This is a genomic window from Streptomyces sp. NPDC048111, from assembly GCF_043202815.1.
In the GTDB taxonomy this organism is placed as follows: Bacteria; Actinomycetota; Actinomycetes; order Streptomycetales; family Streptomycetaceae; genus Streptomyces.
On record NZ_JBIDBD010000039.1, the window covers coordinates 24,667 to 45,562 of the forward strand.

Genomic DNA, 20,896 nt, shown 5'->3' on the forward strand with positions numbered 1-20,896 from the left:
CGCCGGCCACGGGGCGCTGCGGGCCCGCCGCAGCGCCCCGGGTCCGTCCTGGAGACGGCCCGCCTCACCGGCCCGGTGGCGCCCCTTCGGCCTCTCCCGCCGCGCGCTGCCCGGGGACGGGCGGCGCCGCGCCCGGCCCCTCGTCCATGTCGTCCGGATGTCCAACTCCCTCGCCGTCCGGGTCGAGCAGCGCGCAGGCCACCGTGAGGAGCAGGTCCACGTCGACGGGCTTGGGCACGTACTCGCTGGCGCCCTTGGCCATCGACTTCTCGCGGTCCCCGGGCATCGCCTTCGCGGTGAGCGCCACGATCGGCAGCCGCGCCCAGCGGGGGCTGCGCCGGATCGCCTCGATGGTCTCGTAGCCGTCCATCTCCGGCATCATGATGTCCATCAGGACCAGCTCGATGTCCGCGACGCGCTCCAGCGTCTCGATGCCCTCGCGCCCGTTCTCCGCGTACTCCACCGGCATGCCGACCCGGCCGAGCACATGGGTCAGGGCGAACACGTTGCGGATGTCGTCGTCGACGATCAGCACCCGGCGCCCGGACAGGACGCGGCCCGCCCGGCCGGTACGCCATTCCTCCAGGCGGGTACTGCTGGGCCAGCCGTCGTCCTGGTCGGCCGGCGCCATGGGTTCGCCGAGGAGCCGGCCGTGGCCCTCCGTCAGGTGGCCCGCCGTGACGTGGTCCTCCATGACGTGGCCGTCCATGACGTGGCCCGCCGCGACGGGCGCGGGCCCCGGCTGCTCGGAATCCGCCAGGACGTGCCCGGGATAGCGGACCGGGACGTACAGGGTGAAGGTCGAGCCGCGGCCCGGATCGCTCTCGGCGACGATGCGTCCGCCGAGCAGCCCCGCGATCTCCCGGCTGATGGACAGGCCGAGGCCGGTGCCGCCGTACTTGCGGTTGGTGGTGCCGTCGGCCTGCTGGAACGCCTCGAAGATGACCGGCAGCTTCTCGCGCGCGATGCCGATGCCGGTGTCCTTGACGACGAAGGCGACCAGGTCGTCCCCGCCGTGCGCGCCGGCCGCCGGGCCGCCCTTGAACCGGTCGACGCGCAGCTCCACCCGGCCCGACGCGGTGAACTTGATCGCGTTGGACAGGAGGTTGCGCAGGATCTGCTGGAGGCGCTGCTCGTCGCAGTACATCTCGCGCGGCACGTCCTCGCCGACCGCCACCTCGAAGGCGAGGCCCCGGTCCAGGGTGATGGGGCGGAAGGTGGCGTGCACGTAGTCGAGCACCTTGATCAGGGGCAGCTTCTTGGGCCGTACGTCCATGCGGCCCGCCTCGATCTTCGACAGGTCCAGGATGTCGTTGATCAGCTGGAGCAGGTCCGAGCCCGAGCGGTGGATCGTCGAGGCGAACTGCACCTCCTGCTCGGAGAGGTGCCCGTCCGGGTTGTCGGCGAGCAGCCGGGCCAGGATGAGCAGCGAGTTGAGCGGGGTGCGCAGCTCGTGCGACATGTTCGCCAGGAACTCCGACTTGTACTGCGAGCTGGACGCCAGCAGCGCCGCCTTCTCCTCCAGAGCGGCGTTGGAACGCCTCAACTCGGCCTGCTGGCGCTGGAGTTCGTCCGAGCGCTCCTGGAGCTGGACGGCGAGCCGCTGGGACTCGCTCAGCAGCGACTCGGTGCGCGAGTTGGCGATGATCGTGTTGATCGCGACACCGATGGTGTTGACGAACTGGTCGAAGAAGGCCAGGTGGACGTCGGAGAAGCGGGAGAAGGAGGCCAGCTCGATCACCCCGAGCAGCTTGTCCTCGAAGAGGATCGGGATGATGACGACACTGGCCGGGGATGCCTCGCCGAGCCCGGAGTTGATCTTGATGTAGTCCGGCGGTGCCTCTTCGAGCAGGATCCGCTTCTTCTCCAGGGCCGCCTGCCGCACCAGTCCGTGCCCCGGCATCCCCGTGGTGTCCACCGTCGCGCCCTGCGCCGAGCCGTACCCGGCGATGAACGCGAGCCCCTTGGTGGCGCTGGTGGTGCGCGAGGGGGTGCCGTCCTCGTCCGGGTCCGCCAGGAAGAAGGCCCCGTACTGGGCGTTCACCAGCGGCGTCAGCTCGCGCAGGATCAGATCGGCCACCTCCATCAGGTCCCGGTGGCCCTGCATCAGCCCGGCCAGCCGGGCCAGGTTGGACTCCAGCCAGTCCTTGGCGCGGGTCGTCTCGCGCAGATTGGACACCATCAGATTGATGTTGTCCTTCAACTCCGAGACCTCGCCGCGGGTCTCCACGGTGATCGACCGCGACATGTCGCCCTGCGCGACGGCCGAGGCGACCTCGGCGATGGCGCGGACCTGGGTGGTGAGGTTCAGGGCCAGCTCGTTGACGTTGGTCGTCAGGCGCTTCCACGTCCCGTACACGCCCTCGACCCGCGCCTGACCGCCGAGCTGTCCCTCGGAACCCACCTCACGGGCCACCCGGGTGACCTCCGAGGAGAACGAGGACAGTGTGTCCACCATGGTGTTGATGGTGGTCTTCAGCTCCAGGATCTCCCCGCGCGCGTCCACGTCGATCTTCTTGGACAGATCGCCCTGCGCCACCGCCGTGGCGACCTGCGCGATGTTGCGCACCTGCGAAGTGAGGTTGTCCGCCATGTAGTTGACGTTGTCCGTCAGCGCCTCCCACACCCCGCAGACGCCGAGCACCTGGGCCCGCCCGCCGAGCCGGCCGTCGGTGCCGACCTCGCGGGCGACGCGGGTGACCTCGTCGGCGAAGGCGCGCAACTGCTGCACCATCGTGTTGACGGTGTCCTTGAGCTCCAGGATCTCGCCCCGGGCGTCCACCGTGATCTTCTTCGACAGATCGCCGTTGGCGACGGCGGTGGTGACCTGGGCGATGTTGCGGACCTGCGACGTCAGGTTGGAGGCCATGAAGTTGACGTTGTCGGTGAGGTCCTTCCACACTCCCGACACCCCGCGCACCTGCGCCTGGCCGCCGAGGTTGCCCTCGGTGCCGACCTCGCGGGCGACCCGGGTGACCTCGTCGGCGAAGGCGGAGAGCTGGTCGACCATGGTGTTGATGGTGGTCTTCAGCTCCAGGATCTCGCCCTTCGCCTCCACCGTGATCTTCTTGCCGAGATCGCCCTGGGCGACCGCGGTGGACACCAGGGCGATGTTGCGGACCTGCGAAGTGAGGTTGTCCGCCATGAAGTTGACGTTCTCCGTGAGGTCCTTCCACACCCCCGACACCCCGCGCACCTGCGCCTGGCCGCCGAGGTTGCCCTCGGTGCCGACCTCGCGGGCCACCCGGGTGACCTCGTCGGCGAAGGCGGAGAGCTGGTCGACCATGGTGTTGATGGTGGACTTGAGCTCCAGGATCTCGCCCTGGGCGTCCACCGTGATCTTCTGCGAGAGGTCGCCGTTGGCGACGGCGGTGGTGACCTGGGCGATGTTGCGGACCTGCGACGTCAGGTTGGAGGCCATGAAGTTGACGTTGTCGGTGAGGTCCTTCCACACCCCCGACACGCCCCGCACCTGCGCCCGCCCGCCGAGCCGCCCCGCCGTCCCGACCTCGCGGGCGACCCGGGTGACCTCGTCGGCGAAGGCGGAGAGCTGGTCGACCATCGTGTTGACGGTCAGCTTCAGCTCCAGCAGCTCGCCGGTCGCCTCGACCGTCACCGTGCGCGTCAGATCGCCCCGGGCCACCGCCGTGGTCACCGCCGCGATGTCGCGGACCTGTGCGGTCAGGCGCGCGGCCATGGTGTTCACGGCCTCGGTGACGTCACGCCAACTCCCGCTCAGGCCCTGCACCTTGGCGCGCCCGCCGAGCCGCCCCTCGGTGCCGGCCTCGCGGGCGACCCGGGTCACCTCGCCCGTGAACAGCGACAGCTGGTCGACCATCCTGTTCACGGCCCGGCCCAGGCGCCGCAGGTCGCCGCGCAGCTGACGGGTGCCGTCGTGCAGATCGACCCGCTGGGTCAGATCGCCGCCCGCCACCGCGTCCAGCACCCGCGTCGCGTTCGCGGCGGGCACCGCCAGGGCGTCCAGGAGGGTGTTGGCGTGGTCGATGCCGGCGGTCCAGGCGCCCTGCCCCGGGCTCGCCGCGAGCCGCTCGTCGAGCCTGCCGTGCCGGACCACCTCGCGGCGCACCCGCATCAGCTCGTCGGTGAAGTGCTGGTTGCGCACGGCCACCTGGTTGAAGAGCGCGGCCAGCTCGGCCGGGATCCCCTCGTGGACCTCCTGGAGCCGCACCTTCACGTCCCCGTCGCGCAAGGCCGTGAGGGCCGCGAGGAGGGGGCGCAGCTCGCAGGCCCGGATCCAATCGCCTTCGCCCGGCGGTCTGGCGCTGTCTCTGCTCATACAAGCCCGCTTCGGTGACTCGGCGCTCATGGGCCCGCTCAGTCTGTCACTCCGTCGATGCCGTGAGCGGCGCTTCGCGGGAACCCGTCCGCCGGTACTGCGGGCCGGCGGATCGCGTCCTCGGCGCCGCGGCCGTCGGGCGGGGCGGGGGCCGTGCGACGGGGCAGGTGCGCGCGTGCCGGACAATGGGGGCATGCCTTCCGTACTGCCCGATGGTGAGCCCATGCCCGAGGACGGGTCACTGCCCCGCCATGCCCTGGAGGGCGCGGGGGAGCGGCCGCTCGGGTTCTACCTGCACGTCCCGTACTGCGCGACGCGCTGCGGCTACTGCGACTTCAACACGTACACGGCGAGCGAACTGGTCGGCAAGGGGGGTGTGCTCGCCTCCCGGGACAACTACGCCGACATGGTCGTCGAGGAGATCCGGCTGGCCCGCAAGGTCCTGTCCGGCGACACCCGGCCGGTGCGGACGGTCTTCGTCGGCGGCGGCACCCCGACGCTGCTCGCGGCGGCCGACCTGGTGCGGATGCTGGCGGCGGTGCGCGAGGAGTTCGGCCTCGCCGAGGACGCGGAGATCACCACCGAGGCCAACCCCGAATCCGTGGACCCGGCCTACCTCGCCGAGCTGCGGGCGGGCGGCTTCAACCGCGTCTCCTTCGGCATGCAGAGCGCCCGCCGGCACGTCCTGAAGGTCCTCGACCGTACGCACACCCCCGGCCGCCCGGAGGCCTGCGTCGCCGAGGCCCGCGCCGCGGGGTTCGACCACGTCAACCTGGACCTCATCTACGGCACGCCCGGCGAGAGCGACGACGACTGGCGCGCCTCGCTCACCGCGGCGGTCGGCGCGGGCCCCGACCACATCAGCGCGTACGCCCTGATCGTCGAGGAGGGCACGCAGCTCGCCCGGCGCATCCGCCGCGGCGAGGTGCCCATGACCGACGACGACGAGCACGCCGACCGCTACCTGATCGCGGACGAGGTGCTGGGCGCGGCGGGCTACTCCTGGTACGAGGTCTCCAACTGGGCCACCACCGCGGCGGGCCGCTGCCTGCACAACGAGCTGTACTGGCGCGGGGCGGACTGGTGGGGGGCCGGGCCCGGCGCGCACAGCCATGTGGGCGGGGTGCGGTGGTGGAACGTCAAGCACCCCGGTGCGTACGCGGCGGCCCTGGCCTCCGGACGCTCGCCCGGCGCGGGCCGCGAGCTCCTGTCGGCCGAGGACCGCCGGGTGGAGCGCATCCTCCTGGAACTCCGCCTGCGCGAGGGCTGCCCCCTGACCCTGCTGAACCCGGCCGGGCTCGCCGCGGCGCGGGAGGCGGTGGGTTCGGGACTGCTGGAGGAGGATGCCTTCGGCGCGGGCCGCGCGGCGCTGACCCTGCGCGGCCGCCTCCTGGCCGACGCGGTGGTCCGAGCCCTGGTCGACTGACCCCGGAGGGGGGGCTTTCAGGGGCTTCCCGGGGGCTGGGCCCTAGCAGCGCGCCGCGGGCTCACGGCGCCGTGACGAAGTCGATCAGATGCTCCACCGAGCCCAGCAGCGAAGGATCCAGGTCCCGGTACGAGCGCACCCCGGACAGGATCCGGGCCCACGCCGCCCCCGTGTTCTCCGGCCACCCCAGCGCCCGGCACACCCCCGTCTTCCAGTCCTGCCCCCGCGGCACCACCGGCCACGCGGCGATCCCCACGGACGCCGGCTTCACGGCCTCCCACACGTCGATGTAGGGGTGCCCGACGACCAGCACGTCCGGATGCGTCACGGACGCCGCGATACGGGACTCCTTCGACCCGGGCACGAGATGGTCCACCAGGACCCCGAGCCGCGCGTCCGGCCCGGGGGCGAACTCGGCGACGATCGCCGGGAGGTCGTCGATGCCCTCCAGGTACTCGACGACCACACCCTCGATGCGCAGGTCGTCACCCCAGACCCGCTCGACCAGCTCCGCGTCGTGCCGCCCCTCGACATAGATCCGCCCCGCCCGGGCGACCCGCGCCCGCGCTCCGGGCACGGCGATCGACCCGGAGGCGGTACGGGCGGGCCGCTGGGGCGCGGGGGCCGCGCCCGAGGGACGTACGAGGGTGACCGCCTTGCCCTCCAGGAGGAACCCGCGCGGCACGAGCGGGAAGACGCGGTGCTTGCCGAACCGGTCCTCCAGGGTGACCGTCGGCCCCTCGGCCGTCTTCTCGCAGCGGATCACCGCCCCGCAGAATCCGGTGGAGACTTCCTCGACGACGAGATCGACCTCGGCGGGCACCTCGGGAACGGGCGCCTGCTTCTTCTTCCAGGGCGGGGTCAGGTCCGGGCTGTAGCTGCGCATAGGGCTCATTATTGGCGAGGCCGGCCCCGCGCGGGCGGCAGTGGTGCGCCCGGCACCGCACGCGCCGCCGTTTGCGCGGCGCCGGCGCTACGACACCCCGAACCGCCTCGCCAGCCCCTCCCGCTGCCCCCGGACGAACGCCGCGTCCACCACCGCCCCGTGCCCCGGCACGTACACCGCCCGCTCGCCGCCCAGCGCGAGCAGGCGGTCCAGGGCGGCCGGCCAGCGGGAGGGGAGGGCGTCGGGGCCGGCCTGGGGCTCGCCCGACTCCTCCACGAGGTCCCCGCAGAAGACGATCTCCGGGGAGTCGCCCGCGGCCGGCACGAGCACCGCCAGGTCGTGCCCGGTGTGCCCGGGGCCGACGTTCGCGAGCAGCACCTGACGGCCCCCCAGGTCCAGCGTCCACTCGCCGCTCACCTCGTGGTGCGGCAGCACCAGGACGTCCACCGCCTCGGACGCCTCCCGCGGAGCCACCCCCTGCGCCACCGCGTCGGCACGCAGCTCCTCCCGGCCGAGCGCCCGCCCGATGCCGACCGCCGCGTACACCTCGGCCCCGGCGAACGCCGCCGTGCCGAGGACGTGGTCGAAGTGGGGGTGGCTGAGCGCGATATGGGTCACACGACGGCCGAAGAGCGCCTCGGCCTGGGCGCGCAGTTCGGCGCCCTCGCGGAGCGTCGCGCCGGTGTCGCACAGCAGGAGCGAGCGCTCGCCGGCGACCAGCGCGGCCGTGGCGTCCCAGCCGGGAAGGCGTCTGCGCCCCACTCCGACGCCGAGCCGCTCCCAGCCCACCTCTTCCCAACGCACGTCCATGACGCGACGCTATCGGCAATCGCGGGGCGACACCGCGCGGTAGCGTGGTCGGCCGCCTTGCCCGGGGCGTACCGGTGGGCCGTACACTGGCCGGGGGTTTGCTGGCACTCGAACACAGCGAGTGCCAAAACGGACGGCAACTGGAGGTGTGCGCGATGCTCAGTGAACGCAGGCTCGAGGTGCTGCGCGCCATCGTCCAGGACTACGTCGGCACCGAGGAGCCGGTCGGGTCCAAGGCCCTGACCGAGCGGCACGCCCTGGGCGTCTCCCCGGCGACCGTGCGCAACGACATGGCCGTCCTGGAGGAGGAGGGCTTCATCGCCCAGCCCCACACCAGCGCCGGCCGCATCCCGACGGACAAGGGCTACCGGCTCTTCGTCGACCGGCTCGCGGGCGTCAAGCCCCTGTCGTCGCCGGAGCGCCGCGCGATCCAGAACTTCCTGGACAGCGCGGTCGACCTGGACGACGTCGTGGCCCGCACGGTGCGGCTGCTCGCGCAGCTGACCCGGCAGGTCGCGGTCGTCCAGTACCCGTCGCTGACCCGGTCCACGGTGCGGCACGTGGAGCTCCTCTCCCTCGCGGCGGCCCGGCTGATGCTGGTGCTGATCACGGACACCGGCCGCGTCGAGCAGCGCATGGTCGACTGCCCGGCGCCGTTCGGCGAGGCCGCGCTCGCGGACCTGAGGGCCCGGCTCAACGCACGAGTGGTGGGACGCCGCTTCGCGGACGTGCCGCAACTGGTGCAGGACCTGCCGGAGTCCTTCGAACCCGAGGACCGGGGAACCGTTTCGACGGTCCTCGCCACCCTCCTGGAAACCCTGGTCGAAGAGACCGAGGAGCGGCTGATGATCGGCGGCACCGCCAATCTCACCCGCTTCGGACACGACTTCCCGCTGACCATCAGGCCGGTGCTGGAGGCGCTTGAGGAGCAGGTCGTGCTGCTCAAGCTGCTCGGCGAGGCCAAGGAATCGGGCATGACCGTACGCATCGGGCACGAGAACAACGCCCATGAAGGACTGAACTCCACGTCCGTCGTCTCGGTCGGCTACGGTTCCGGCGGCGAGGCGGTCGCCAAACTCGGCGTGGTCGGACCGACCCGCATGGATTACCCCGGAACGATGGGAGCGGTACGCGCAGTGGCACGTTACGTCGGACAGATCCTGGCGGAGTCGTAAGTGGCCACGGACTACTACGCCGTACTCGGCGTGCGCCGCGACGCATCACAGGACGAGATCAAGAAGGCGTTCCGGCGCCTCGCACGCGAACTCCACCCGGACGTGAATCCGGACCCGAAGACGCAGGAGCGCTTCAAGGAGATCAACGCCGCGTACGAGGTGCTGTCGGACCCGCAGAAGAAGCAGGTCTACGACCTCGGCGGCGACCCGCTGTCGTCGTCGGGCGGCGGCGGGGCCGGCGGCTTCGGCGCGGGCGGCTTCGGCAACTTCTCGGACATCATGGACGCCTTCTTCGGCACGGCGTCGCAGCGCGGCCCGCGCTCGCGGACCCGCCGCGGCCAGGACGCCATGATCCGTCTGGAGATCGACCTCAACGAGGCGGCCTTCGGCACCACCAAGGAGATCCAGGTCGACACCGCCGTGGTGTGCACGACCTGCTCGGGCGAGGGCGCAGCCCCCGGCACCTCCGCGCAGACCTGTGACATGTGCCGCGGTCGCGGCGAGGTGTCCCAGGTCACCCGCTCCTTCCTGGGCCAGGTCATGACCTCGCGCCCCTGCCCCCAGTGCCAGGGCTTCGGCACCGTGGTCCCCACTCCGTGCCCGGAGTGCGCGGGCGACGGCCGGATCCGCTCGCGGCGCAGCCTCACCGTGAAGATCCCGGCCGGCGTCGACAACGGCACCCGGATCCAGCTCGCGGGCGAGGGCGAGGTCGGCCCCGGCGGCGGCCCCGCCGGCGACCTGTACGTGGAGATCCACGAGGTGCCGCACGACGTCTTCCAGCGCCGTGGCGACGACCTGCACTGCACGGTCACCATCCCCATGACGGCGGCGGCGCTCGGCACCAAGGTGCCGCTCCAGACGCTCGACGGCATGGAGGAGGTGGACATCCGCCCGGGCAGCCAGTCCGGCCAGTCCATTCCGCTGCACGGCCGCGGCATCACGCATCTGCGCGGCGGCGGGCGCGGCGACCTGATCGTCCACGTCGAGGTCCTGACCCCGAGCAAGCTGGACCCGCAGCAGGAGGACCTGCTGCGCCAGCTGGCCAAGCTGCGCGGCGAGGAGCGCCCCACCGGGCAGTTCCAGCCCGGCCAGCAGGGCCTGTTCTCCCGTCTGAAGGACGCGTTCAACGGACGCTGAGTCCGGTGGAGGGGGCCGTGGGGGAGATCTCCCCCACGGCCCCTTCCGTTTTCGGCGGGCGCCGCCCCGGCGCGGCGCCCGGAATCGTGGCCAGGGTCACTGCCCCGTGGCGATCCGGCGATTCGGCGCGGGAGCAACCGCGTGGCACGATGCGGGCATGGCTTTGACCGATCTCTGCCGGTATCCGATCGTGCAGGCGCCCATGGCGGGCGGCGCCTCCGGTCCGGCGCTGGCCGCGGCCGTGTCCGAGGCCGGGGGGCTCGGATTCCTGGCCGCCGGGTACAAGACCGCCGACGGCATGTACCAGGAGATCAAGCAGGTGCGGGGGCTGACCGGCCAGCCCTTCGGCGTCAACCTGTTCATGCCGCAGGAACCGCACACCGACCCCGCCGCCATCGAGGTCTACCGCCACCAGCTCGCCGGCGAGGCCTCCTGGTACGAGACGCCGCTCGGCGACGCGGACTCCGGCGGCGACGACAACTACGAGGCCAAGCTCGCCATCCTGCGCGAGGACCCGGTGCCGGTCGTCTCGTTCACCTTCGGCTGCCCCGAGCGCGCCGTGCTCGACGCCTTCGCCAAGGTCGGCACGTACACGATCGTCACCGTCACCACGCCCCAGGAGGCGCAGGCCGCGCAGTGGGCGGGCGCGGACGCGGTGTGCGTGCAGGGCGTCGAGGCGGGCGGCCACCAGGGCACCCACCGCGACGACCCCGAGGCGGGCGGCGCCGGCATCGGACTGCTCACGCTGATCGGCCTCGTCCGCGAGGCGGTGCAGCTGCCGATCGTCGCGAGCGGCGGCCTGATGCGCGGGGCCCAGATCGCCGCGGTGCTCGCGGCCGGCGCGGACGCGGCGCAGCTGGGCACGGCGTTCCTGGTGTGCCCGGAGTCCGGTGCGAACGTGCTGCACAAGCAGGCCCTGACCAACCCGCTCTTCGTCCGTACGGAGTTGACGCGGGCCTTCTCCGGGCGGCCGGCCCGCGGCCTGGTGAACCGTTTCATGCGCGAGCACGGCCCGTACGCCCCCGCCGGCTACCCCCAGGTGCACCAGCTCACCGCCGCCGTGCGCAAGGCCGCCGCCGCCGCGGGCGACCCCCAGGGCATGGCGCTCTGGGCGGGCCAGGGCCACCGGCTCGCCCGTGAGCTTCCGGCGGGTCGGCTCGTCGAGGTCCTGGCGGACGAACTCGACGCCGCAGCAGCCGAGTTGACCGTCACCCTGCAGAACCTGAGGAACATGAGGAGTGCGTCATGACCGCCCCGGTCTTCGTTGTCGACAAGGTGCCGGGCGGCGGCGAGTACGTCCTGGACGGCGCCGAGGGGCGCCACGCGGTCTCCGTCAAGCGTCTGCGCGCGGACGAGCGGGTCACGCTCACCGACGGCGCGGGCAGCTGGGCGGACGCGGTGGTCGTCGCCGCCGAGGGCAAGGACCGCCTGGTCGTGCGGGTCACCGCGACCGCCACCGAGGACGAGCCCGCGGTCCGCATCACGGTGGTGCAGGCGCTGCCCAAGGGCGACCGGGGCGAGGTCGCCGTGGAGACGATGACCGAGACCGGCGTGGACGCGATCGTGCCGTGGCAGGCGGCGCGCTGCATCACCCAGTGGAAGGGCGAGCGGGGCGCCAAGTCCCTTGCCAAGTGGCGCAGTACGGCCCGCGAGGCGGGCAAGCAGTCCCGCCGGGTCCGCTTCCCCGAGGTGCACGAGGCCCGCACCACGAAACAGCTCGCCCCCCTGCTCGCCGGGGCGGACCTGGCGATGGTGCTGCACGAGGACCGCGACCACCCCTCGGAGGCCCTGGCCACGGCGGAGCTGCCGGCGAGCGGCGAGATCGTCGTGGTGGTGGGCCCCGAGGGCGGCGTCTCCCCGGACGAACTGGCGGCCTTCGCCGAGGCGGGCGCGCGCCCGTACCGCCTGGGCGCGAGCGTACTGCGCACCTCGACAGCGGGCACGGCGGCGGCAGCCGTCCTCCTGTCCCGAACGGGCCGCTGGTCCTGACCCGTCGCCTCCTGCCCCCCCGCGCCTGAACGCCGCTCGCCCCCGATCCCCCAAGGCCACCGGCCCCGCCAGGGGCGCGGGGAACTGCGCGAGAAGCGACCACGGTCCGCGCACGACCAGGGGGTTAGGGGCGCGGGGAACTGCGCGAGCAAGCGGGCACGGCCCGCGGCCGACCTGTAAGGCGCCGGGCTGGGGCGCAGCCCGCGACCTGTGAGGCGCCGGGCTGGGGCGCAGCCCCGGAAGAGGGCCGGGATGGCCGCAAGGGGGCTACCGCAGGCGACCCGGCGATGGGACCCTGGCACCCATGGGCGCCAAGGGGTCACACAGCTCGGCACACCGCGAACCGCGCCGCACGGCATACCGCACACTGCCCGCCCTGCTCATCGCCGCGTCGGCGATAGGCGGGGCCACCGCCTGCGACCCCGTCGGCGGCCTCAACTCCGCCGCGGTCGCCGTCACCACGGAACAGACCGCCACGGCCGCCCTCGCGCACGAGCACGTCGACGTCAAGTGGCTCACCTGCAACGCCAACCTCAACTCCGGCCCCGGCGCAACCCCTTCGGCGGGCGCCACCACACATCAGGTCGCCGACGTGAACTGCCGGGGCGAGACGAAGGACGGCCGGGCGATCACCGTGAACGGCAAGGTCACCCAGGAGGTCGGGGGCCGTTGCGTGAAGGGCGACCTGACCGCCAAGGTCGCGGGGAAGACCGTCTTCCGCGCGAGCGTCCTGGGCAACTGCGAGGCCCCCGCCCCCTCGGCCCCCCGTTCGACCGCCCCCGCCCCCGTCGGCCGGCCCACCGTCACGGTGACGGTGACCGTCACCCAGTCCTTCCAGGGCAAGTAGCCCGCCGGAGCGCGCCACGGCGCCCGGCGACGCGTTGAGTAGCATGCGGTTACCTGACCAACGCGACCAAGGAGGACCGGACCGTGGCCGGAGAGCCGCAGGCCGACTGCCTGTTCTGCAAGATCGTCTCGGGCGATGTCCCGGCGACCGTCGTACGGGAGACCGACACGACCGTGGCCTTCCGCGACATCAACCCCCAGGCGCCGACCCACGTCCTGGTCATCCCGAAGGTCCACCACCCCGACGCCGCGTCCCTCGCCGCCGCCGAACCGGCCATCGCCGCGGACGTGCTGCGCGAGGCGGGCCAGGTCGCCCGCGACGAGAAGATCGACGCCACCGGCTACCGGATCGTGTTCAACACGGGCAGCGGCGCGGGCCAGACCGTCTTCCACGCGCACGCGCACGTCCTGGGCGGCCGTGGCCTCCAGTGGCCGCCCGGCTAGCCGACCCGAACCGCCCGACCGCCCCGCACAGCAAGGCAACTCCCCGTGTCCGTACGTGAATTGGTGGTGCTCGGCACCGCGAGCCAGGTGCCCACCCGGCACCGCAACCACAACGGCTACCTGCTGCGCTGGGACGGCGAGGGCATCCTGTTCGACCCCGGCGAGGGCACCCAGCGCCAGATGCTGCGGGCCGGGGTCGCCGCGCACGACCTCAACCGCATCTGCGTCACGCACTTCCACGGCGACCACTCGCTGGGCCTGGCCGGGGTGATCCAGCGGATCAACCTCGACCGCGTGCCGCACCCGGTCACGGCGCACTACCCGCTGAGCGGCGAGCGCTTCTTCGACCGTCTGCGGTACGCCACGGCCTACCGGGAAACCGTCGAGCTCGGCCAGGCGCCGGTCTCGGGGGAGGGCGCGGTGCTGGCCACCACACCCGCGTACACCCTGGAGGCCCGCAGGCTGTCGCACCCCGTCGAGTCGTACGGCTACCGGCTGGTCGAGCCCGACGGGCGCCGGATGCTGCCCGGCCTGCTGGCCGAACGCGGCATCAAGGGCCCCGACGTGGGGCGCCTGCAGCGGGAGGGCGAGTTGAACGGCGTCACCCTGGACGACGTCAGCGAGGTCCGGCGCGGGCAGCGGTTCGCGTTCATCATGGACACCCGCCTGTGCGAGGGCGTACCGGCGCTCGCGGACGGCTGCGACATGCTGGTCATCGAATCGACGTTCCTGGACGAGGACGAGCAACTGGCCGTCGATCACGGCCACTTGACGGCCGGCCAGGCGGCCGAGGTGGCCCGTGACGCGGGCGTGCGCCATCTGGTGCTGACCCATTTCTCGCAGCGGTACTCCGACCCGGAGGAGTTCGGGCGCCAGGCGAGGGCGGCGGGCTTCACGGGCGGGCTGACGGTGGCCGCGGACCTGACCACGATCCCGCTCCCGAAACGCGCCCCCTGACCCCGCACCGCCCACCCCCCCCACCTGCTCCACCTCCCCCCTGCACGACCCGAGGAACCCTCATGCCGCTGCCCAAGGCCGAACTGCACCTCCACATCGAGGGCACCCTGGAACCCGAGCTGGCCTTCGAACTCGCCGCCCGCAACGGGATCGAGCTGCCGTACGCCGACACCGAGGAGCTGCGCAAGGCGTACCTCTTCGATGACCTCCAGTCCTTCCTGAACCTGTACTACTCGCTGATGACGGTGCTGCGGACCGAGGACGACTTCGCCTCGCTCGCGGAGGCCTATCTGACCCGGGCCGCGGCCCAGGGAGTACGGCACGCGGAGATCTTCTTCGACCCGCAGGCGCACACGGCTCGGGGCGTGTCCATCGGCACGGTGGTGGAGGGACTGTGGCGCGCGCTGTCGCGGAGCGAGGAGCGCCACGGCATCTCGACACGGCTCATCCTGTGCTTCCTGCGGGACCAGTCGGCCGAGTCGGCGCTGCTCACGCTGGAGGCGGCGCGGCCGTACCTGGACCGGATCGTCGGGGTCGGCCTCGACTCGGCCGAGGTCGGGCACCCGCCGGCGAAGTTCCGCGAGGTGTACGAGGTGGCCGCCGGGCTGGGGCTGCGCCGGGTGGCGCACGCGGGCGAGGAGGGGCCGCCGTCGTACATCACCGAGGCGCTGGACGTGCTGGGCGTGGAGCGGATCGACCACGGCCTGCGCGCCCTGGAGGACCCGGCCCTGGTGGCCCGCTTGGTACGCGACCGCATCCCGCTCACGCTGTGCCCGCTGTCGAACGTGCGCCTGAGGGCGGTCGACACGCTGGAGGAGCACCCGCTCCCGGCGATGATGCGGGCGGGCCTGCTGTGCACGGTCAACTCCGATGACCCGGCGTACTTCGGGGGGTACGTGGGGGACACGTTCACCGCGGTGGGGGAGGTGCTGGGGGTGGACCGGGAGGGGTTGCGGGAGTTGGCGCGGAACTCCTTCGAGGCGGCGTTCTTGGAGGATGCGGAGGGGGTGCGGGCCGGGTACCTGGCCGAGGTGGCCGCCTACGAATTCCCCGAGGCGTAGCCCCGGCCCCCGATACCCGCACAGTTCCCCGCACCCCCAACCCCTCGGCCCTGCGCGGGCCGGGGCCGCTCTTCGCACCCCTCAACCAGCTGTCGGGCTCGCACCGTGCGTGGCTGGTCGCGCAGTTCCCCGCGCCCCTTGGCAGGACTGGTGTTGGCCCGCATGTCGTGTGCGGCCTGCCTTGCGCAGTTCCCCGCGCCCCTGAACTGCTCGGTGTTGGCCAGCATGTGCATCCTCAGCCTGTCCGGCGTTTGAGGACGAGCGCCGTTCAGGCGCGAAGGGGGGTTCGGGGGCGCAGCCCCTGAGCAGGGGTGCAGGGGGCGGAGCGCCCGCCGGGGTCGGAGGGGCGCAGCCCCTCGGGGGAGGTGGGTCAGGAGGCCAGGACCTTGGGGGGGTGGGCGGAACGCGAGTGCAGGGGGACCTCGGCAACCTCCTGCTCAGGCACCCCGATCTGCGGAAGCAACCCCCCTGAACCAACACCCCGCCCCACCACCACCGCCGCAGGCATCCCCCCGCGCCGCCGAATGGACCCGGGCACCAGCGGCCGCCCACCCGTGTGGAGCGCCACCGCGCTCATCGGCGCCGCGATGAGCAGCAGCAGCGCGCACAGCACGAGCCCCATGCCCCGGTACCCCGCGTACTGCGACAGGAGGCTGCCCGTGAGCGGCCCGCAGGCCACCCCGAGCGAGGACGCGGAGCCGGCCAGCACGGCCCACCGCCCGCGCGGGTCGAGCGAGGCGGACAGGCCGATCAGGTACGACAGGACCACGGGGTAGAAGACGTTCCACAGGATCTCGCCGGCCGCGAAGGACGCGAGCCCCCGCGCGGACGAACTCGCCACGATGCAGGCCGCGATGACCGCCGTACCCGCCCCGATCGGCACCGCCCGCCCGAGCCGCGCGCCCAGCGCACCCGCGCCGAGCACGCCGAGCAGCCCCGCGCCGAGCCCGGCCGCGAACACCATGCCGACGGTGACTTCGCTGAGCCCCGCCTGGGTGATGCCGATGCGCCCGCTCACACCCCACAGCGCGTTCTGCGCCAGGGACCAGCAGAGCATGGTCGCGGCCAGCACCGTCCCCGAGCGGCGGTGGGGCAGTCGTACGCCGTGGGCCGTGGCGGCCGGGACGGACGGGGCCGCCCCGCGGGCCCGGCCCGTCCCGGGGACGTCCGGCAGCCACCTGGTCGTGGGCCACACCAGGGCCGCGACGAGCGCGATCGAGGCGAGCGGCGTCGCGTGCCCGCCGCCCAGGTGAGGGATCGTCAGATAGAGCGCACCCGCCGTCGCGGAGACCGAGAGCAGGCCGAGCGTGGAGGTGCGGTGGGGGTCGCGCTGGGCGGCGATGCCGGCCGCCGCGACGGCGGTGGCGGTCCCCGAACCGAGCCCGCCGACCACCGCGCCGGCCACGACGAGCGGCACGAACGCGGTGAGCGCCGCGCCGCCGTACCCGGTGATGGCGAGGAGCAGTCCGCACCGGGCGAGCCGGCGCGGGCCGTGCCGCTCGGCCTGGGAGGCGAGGGTGAAGCCGGCCGTCGCGGAGCTCAACAACAGGGTCGAGCCGACCAGTCCGGCCTGTGCGGGGGAGAGTCCGAGACCGGCCGACAGGCGTCCGACGACGGTGGGAAGGAGGTACGCGGCGAGGTAACCGGCGGTGAAGACGGCGACCAGGGGCCAGGCGGCACGAGGGCGTGCGGACATGGGCGTTCCAAGGAACAGTGCCCGTGGGGCAGGGAGGTCAAAGAGGGGGGATGCGCCCGGTGTTGTACGGGAACGCGGGCCCAATTTGTATCAAGCGCGCCCAGCGCGCGAAAAGTCGAGACGGTGTGATCTGGGTCACGTTTCGTTTGCTTCGGAGTTCGTCGGGTAGACGGGCGAATTTGCCGATGCGCGGCGGGAGTTGACGGCCGGGCCAAGGGCGGTGTCCTTGACGGCGGTCGTTCACATATCTAGTCTCCATTTTCATGGATGGATGACCGTCGAGTCGGACGGCCGGGGAGACGGGCGGGACCACATGAACCGAGTTGCCACCGCGCACGGACCGTTGATCGCCGAGGTGCGGCTCACCCCCGTCCTCGTCGGCGACCCGCCCCTCCTCAACGTCCATGGCGTACACCAGCCGTACACGCCACGGCTGATCGTCGAGATCGTCACGGACGGCGGGATCACCGGGGTCGGCGAGACGTACGGCGACACCGCATACCTGGAACTGGCCCGCCCCTACGCCGCCGGCCTCGTCGGCCACGCCGTCGCCGACCTCAATGGGCTGTTCACGCTCATGAACATGGTCGGGGTCGACGCCTCACAGGTGGACCACGCGGTCGACGTCGGCGGCCTGCGCGGCGCCCGGACGGCTGACAAGCTGCGCCTGTCCGTCGTCTCGGCCTTCGAGGTGGCGTGCCTGGACGCGCTCGGCAAGGTGCGGGGCGAGCCCGTCCACAGCCTGCTCGGCGGCAAGGTGCGCGACAGCGTCGCGTACAGCGCCTACCTCTTCTACCGCTGGGCCGAACACCCGGGCGGCGCGGGCGAGAAGGACACCTGGGGCGCGGCCCTCGACCCCGCCGGGATCGTCGCGCAGGCCCGCCGCCTGGTGCGCGAGCACGGCTTCGGCTCCTTCAAGCTCAAGGGCGGCGTCTTCCCGCCCGAGCAGGAGATCGCCGCGATCCGCGCGCTGGCCGCCGCCTTCCCCGGCCGGCCCCTGCGGCTCGACCCCAACGGCGGCTGGAGCGCGGCGACCTCGCTGCGGGTGGCGGCCGAGCTCAGGGGCGTACTGGAGTACCTGGAGGACCCGGCGCCGGGCACCGCCGCGATGGCGGAGGTCTCCCGGGGCACCGATGTGCCGCTGGCCACCAACATGTGCGTCACGGCGTTCCCCGAGATCCGCGAGGCGTTCCTGACCGACGCCGTCCAGGTCGTCCTGTCCGACCACCACTACTGGGGCGGACTGCGCAACACCCGTGAACTGGCCGCGATCTGCCGGGTGTTCGGGGTGGGCCTGTCCATGCACTCCAATACGCACCTGGGCATCAGCCTCGCCGCGATGAACCACGTCGCCGCGACCGTCCCCAACCTCGACCACGCCTGCGACAGCCACTACCCCTGGCAGAGCGAGGACGTGATCACTGCCCGGCACGTCTTCCGCGACGGGCAGCTGACGGTCTGCGACGCCCCCGGGCTCGGCGTCGAACTCGACCGCGGCGCACTGGCCCGCCTCCACCGGCGCTGGCTGGAGGACGACGGGACCCTGCGCGACCGCGACGACGCCCGCGCGATGCGCCGGGCTCCCGAACACGCCGGCTGGACGACTCCGGCGCTCCCGCGCTGGTAGCGGGCACCGAGCGGCGTACATCGGGCAGACTGGCCAGATCTGTACGCGACCGGGAGCCCGCCGTGACGACACCACCCAGCAGAGAGCAGCCGCCCCACCAGCCGCCCCAGCAGCCGTCCCACCACCCGCGCCACGAGGCACAGCGGCCCCGCCAGGACCGCCCGCACGACCCCGCCGGGCGCGCCTTCGGGCGTCCGGCCCCCGGCACCGAGCCGCGCCGGACCTCCCGGCTCGACCCGCTCGACGGCCTGCGCGACCCGCGCGACCCGGCCTGCGACGTGTTCCTCACCGGCACGGTCTTCCTCGACATCATCTTCACCGGACTCGACTCGGCGCCGGTGCGCGGCACCGAGTCCTGGGCGCGCGGCATGGGTTCGAGCCCGGGCGGCGTCGCCAACATGGCCACCGCGCTGGCCCGGCTCGGTCTGCGCACCTCCCTGGCCGCGGCGTTCGGCGACGACCACTACGGCGAGTACTGCTGGGACGCGCTCGAACAGGGCGAGGGCATCGACCTCTCCCTGTCGCGCACCGTGGCCGGCTGGCACTCCCCGGTCACCGTCTCCATGGCGTACGAGGGCGAACGCACCATGGTCACGCACGGCCACGAGGCGCCGCACGAACTGTCCGCGCCCAACTACCCGCCGCGTGCGCGGGCCGCCGTCGCCTCCCTGGTCCCGGGCCGGAGCGAAGGCTGGATCGAGGACGCGGCGCGCTCCGGGGCGCGGATCTTCGCGGACGTCGGCTGGGACGACACCGGCCGCTGGGACCTGGCCGGACTGCCCGAGCTCGAACACTGCGAGGCGTTCCTGCCCAACGCGGCCGAGGCGATGCGCTACACCCGCACCGACTGCCCGCGGGCGGCGGCCCGGGCGCTCGCCGAGAAGGTGCCGCTCGCGGTGGTCACGCTGGGGCCCGAGGGCGCGTACGCCGTGGACGGCGCGACGGGCGAGACGGCGGACGTGCCGGCCATCGAGGTCGAGGCCCTCGACCCCACCGGGGCGGGCGACGTCTTCGTCGCGGGCTTCGTCACCGGCACCCTCGCGGGATGGCCGCTGGCCGACCGGCTCGCCTTCGCCGGGCTCACGGCGGCGCTGTCGGTCCAGGAGTTCGGCGGATCGCTCTCCGCGCCGGGCTGGGCGGAGATCGGCGGCTGGTGGCAGCGGGTGCGCACCCTGGACGACCAGGATCCCGCCGCGCTGCGCCGCTACGCCTTCCTCTCCGACCTCCTGCCCGGCGCGGCCCGCACCTGGCCCCTGCGCCGGGCCCTGCCCACCCTGGGCTTCCGCCACCCCGCGTAACCACCCCGCGCCGCCGCCGCGGGGGTCGGCGGCGGGCGCGCGGGAGGGGAGCGGAGACACCGAGGGGGAAAAGGCCTCGGCCCGCCGGGGCGGCACGTCGTACGCTTGGGTACCCAGAGGCTCTCGAGCAGCGAGAACCCTGCAACGGGAGGTATGTGCAGGCCCCAGAGCCGGCCCATGACGCAGACACCCACACACCCGCAGGCGCACGCCCAGATCACCATCCCGGCCAAGCACCCGATGGTGACCGTCCTGGGTTCGAGCGACTCCCTGCTGCGCGTGATCGAGAAGGCCTTCCCGTCGGCCGACATCCACGTACGGGGCAATGTGATCAGCGCCGTGGGGGACGCGACGGAAGTCGCCCTCATCCAGCGGCTGTTCGACGAGATGATGCTGGTGCTCCGCACCGGGCAGTCGATGACGGAGGACGCAGTGGAACGCTCGATCGCCATGCTCCGGGCGAATGGCAGCGGCAACGGCAACGGCGGCCGGGCGGGCGCCCACGGCAACGGCGAGACCCCGGCCGAGGTGCTCACCCAGAACATCCTCTCCAGCCGCGGCCGCACCATCCGCCCCAAGACGCTCAACCAGAAGCGCTATGTCGACGCCATCGACAAGCACACCATCGTCTTCGGCATCGGCCCCGCCGGCACCGGCAAGACCTATCTCGCCATGGCCAAGGCCGTCCAGGCCCTGCAGTCCAAGCAGGTCACCCGGATCATCCTGACCCGCCCCGCGGTGGAGGCCGGCGAGCGCCTCGGCTTCCTGCCCGGCACGCTCTACGAGAAGATCGACCCGTATCTGCGTCCGCTGTACGACGCGCTGCACGACATGCTCGACCCCGACTCGATCCCGCGCCTGATGGCGGCCGGCACGATCGAGGTCGCCCCCCTGGCGTACATGCGCGGCCGCACGCTCAACGACGCGTTCATCATCCTCGACGAGGCGCAGAACACCAGCGCCGAGCAGATGAAGATGTTCCTCACCCGCCTCGGCTTCGACTCCAAGATCGTCATCACCGGCGACATCACCCAGGTCGACCTGCCGGGCGGCACGAAGAGCGGTCTGCGCCAGGTCCAGGACATCCTGGACGGCGTCGACGACGTGCACTTCTCCCGGCTCACCTCGCAGGATGTCGTACGGCACAAGCTTGTCGGCCGTATCGTCGACGCGTACGAGCAGTACGACAGCCGCCAGGACCAGGAAGACGGTCGGCGCGGCCGGAACGGGAAGTAGAGCAGAGCGCA

At 72.7% G+C, this 20,896-nt stretch carries 16 protein-coding genes; 12 read left to right on the plus strand and 4 right to left on the minus strand.

The genetic code is table 11. From position 1 onward, the window contains the following. Positions 1-64 precede the first annotated feature (64 nt). Positions 65-4,297, minus strand: a complete 4,233-nt coding sequence (locus ACGF3I_RS32530; RefSeq protein ID WP_393138425.1) for a HAMP domain-containing protein — start codon at positions 4,295-4,297, stop codon at positions 65-67. Between the two features lie 193 nt (positions 4,298-4,490). On the opposite strand from ACGF3I_RS32530, the gene hemW reads away from it, so the two are divergent. Continuing rightward, on the plus strand, positions 4,491-5,723 hold the full coding sequence (hemW, locus tag ACGF3I_RS32535; RefSeq protein WP_393138427.1) for a radical SAM family heme chaperone HemW: 1,233 nt from the start codon (positions 4,491-4,493) through the stop codon (positions 5,721-5,723). A gap of 61 nt (positions 5,724-5,784) precedes the next feature. Here the strand turns inward: hemW and ACGF3I_RS32540 are convergent, their stop codons facing one another. Together ACGF3I_RS32540 and ACGF3I_RS32545 are read right to left on the minus strand one after the other, a co-directional pair. Continuing rightward, complete coding sequence (locus tag ACGF3I_RS32540) at positions 5,785-6,609, minus strand: DUF3097 domain-containing protein (protein WP_393138429.1); 825 nt, start codon at positions 6,607-6,609, stop codon at positions 5,785-5,787. A gap of 87 nt (positions 6,610-6,696) precedes the next feature. Further along, positions 6,697-7,419, minus strand: a complete 723-nt coding sequence (locus tag ACGF3I_RS32545) for an MBL fold metallo-hydrolase (RefSeq protein ID WP_393138431.1) — start codon at positions 7,417-7,419, stop codon at positions 6,697-6,699. A 155-nt stretch (positions 7,420-7,574) separates the two neighbouring features. On the opposite strand from ACGF3I_RS32545, the gene hrcA reads away from it, so the two are divergent. From hrcA to ACGF3I_RS32585, 8 genes are all read left to right on the plus strand, one after another. Continuing rightward, a complete protein-coding gene (hrcA, locus tag ACGF3I_RS32550; RefSeq protein ID WP_100578282.1) occupies positions 7,575-8,594 on the plus strand; it encodes a heat-inducible transcriptional repressor HrcA in 1,020 nt (339 codons plus the stop codon). Beyond that, positions 8,595-9,731 (plus strand): molecular chaperone DnaJ, encoded by a 1,137-nt coding sequence (gene dnaJ / locus ACGF3I_RS32555; protein WP_393138434.1) that lies wholly within the window; start codon positions 8,595-8,597, stop codon positions 9,729-9,731. Positions 9,732-9,888: 157 nt separating this feature from the next. Beyond that, positions 9,889-10,980, plus strand: coding sequence for a nitronate monooxygenase (locus tag ACGF3I_RS32560; RefSeq protein WP_393138436.1), 1,092 nt, complete (start codon positions 9,889-9,891; stop codon positions 10,978-10,980). Beyond that, entirely contained in the window at positions 10,977-11,720 is a 744-nt protein-coding gene (locus tag ACGF3I_RS32565; RefSeq protein ID WP_393138438.1) for a 16S rRNA (uracil(1498)-N(3))-methyltransferase, read from the plus strand. Before ACGF3I_RS32560 ends, ACGF3I_RS32565 begins: the two co-directional genes overlap by 4 nt. Before the next feature lie 304 nt (positions 11,721-12,024). After that, the gene (locus tag ACGF3I_RS32570) at positions 12,025-12,567 is read left to right on the plus strand and encodes a hypothetical protein (RefSeq protein ID WP_393138440.1); all 543 of its coding nucleotides are present in this window, start codon (positions 12,025-12,027) and stop codon (positions 12,565-12,567) included. Positions 12,568-12,650: 83 nt separating this feature from the next. Further along, the gene (locus ACGF3I_RS32575) at positions 12,651-13,010 is read left to right on the plus strand and encodes a histidine triad nucleotide-binding protein (protein WP_393138442.1); all 360 of its coding nucleotides are present in this window, start codon (positions 12,651-12,653) and stop codon (positions 13,008-13,010) included. Between the two features lie 45 nt (positions 13,011-13,055). Then, a complete protein-coding gene (locus tag ACGF3I_RS32580) occupies positions 13,056-13,967 on the plus strand; it encodes a ribonuclease Z (protein WP_393138444.1) in 912 nt (303 codons plus the stop codon). Positions 13,968-14,029: 62 nt separating this feature from the next. Next, positions 14,030-15,028, plus strand: a complete 999-nt coding sequence (locus tag ACGF3I_RS32585) for an adenosine deaminase (protein WP_393138446.1) — start codon at positions 14,030-14,032, stop codon at positions 15,026-15,028. Positions 15,029-15,398: 370 nt separating this feature from the next. Here ACGF3I_RS32585 and ACGF3I_RS32590 read toward each other — a convergent pair whose 3' ends face one another. Then, positions 15,399-16,724: an MFS transporter gene (locus tag ACGF3I_RS32590; protein ID WP_393138448.1), complete on the minus strand. Its 1,326-nt coding sequence runs from the start codon at positions 16,722-16,724 to the stop codon at positions 15,399-15,401. Positions 16,725-17,037: 313 nt separating this feature from the next. Here ACGF3I_RS32590 and ACGF3I_RS32595 point away from each other — a divergent pair, with 313 nt between their 5' ends. The 3 genes from ACGF3I_RS32595 to ACGF3I_RS32605 all read left to right on the plus strand — a co-directional run bounded on the left by ACGF3I_RS32595 (position 17,038) and on the right by ACGF3I_RS32605 (position 20,885). Further along, on the plus strand, positions 17,038-18,351 hold the full coding sequence (locus ACGF3I_RS32595) for an enolase C-terminal domain-like protein (RefSeq protein ID WP_393138464.1): 1,314 nt from the start codon (positions 17,038-17,040) through the stop codon (positions 18,349-18,351). A 248-nt stretch (positions 18,352-18,599) separates the two neighbouring features. Further along, positions 18,600-19,649, plus strand: a complete 1,050-nt coding sequence (locus ACGF3I_RS32600; protein ID WP_393138466.1) for a carbohydrate kinase family protein — start codon at positions 18,600-18,602, stop codon at positions 19,647-19,649. 177 nt (positions 19,650-19,826) lie between these two features. Further along, positions 19,827-20,885 (plus strand): PhoH family protein, encoded by a 1,059-nt coding sequence (locus ACGF3I_RS32605; RefSeq protein WP_393138450.1) that lies wholly within the window; start codon positions 19,827-19,829, stop codon positions 20,883-20,885. Positions 20,886-20,896 lie beyond the last annotated feature (11 nt).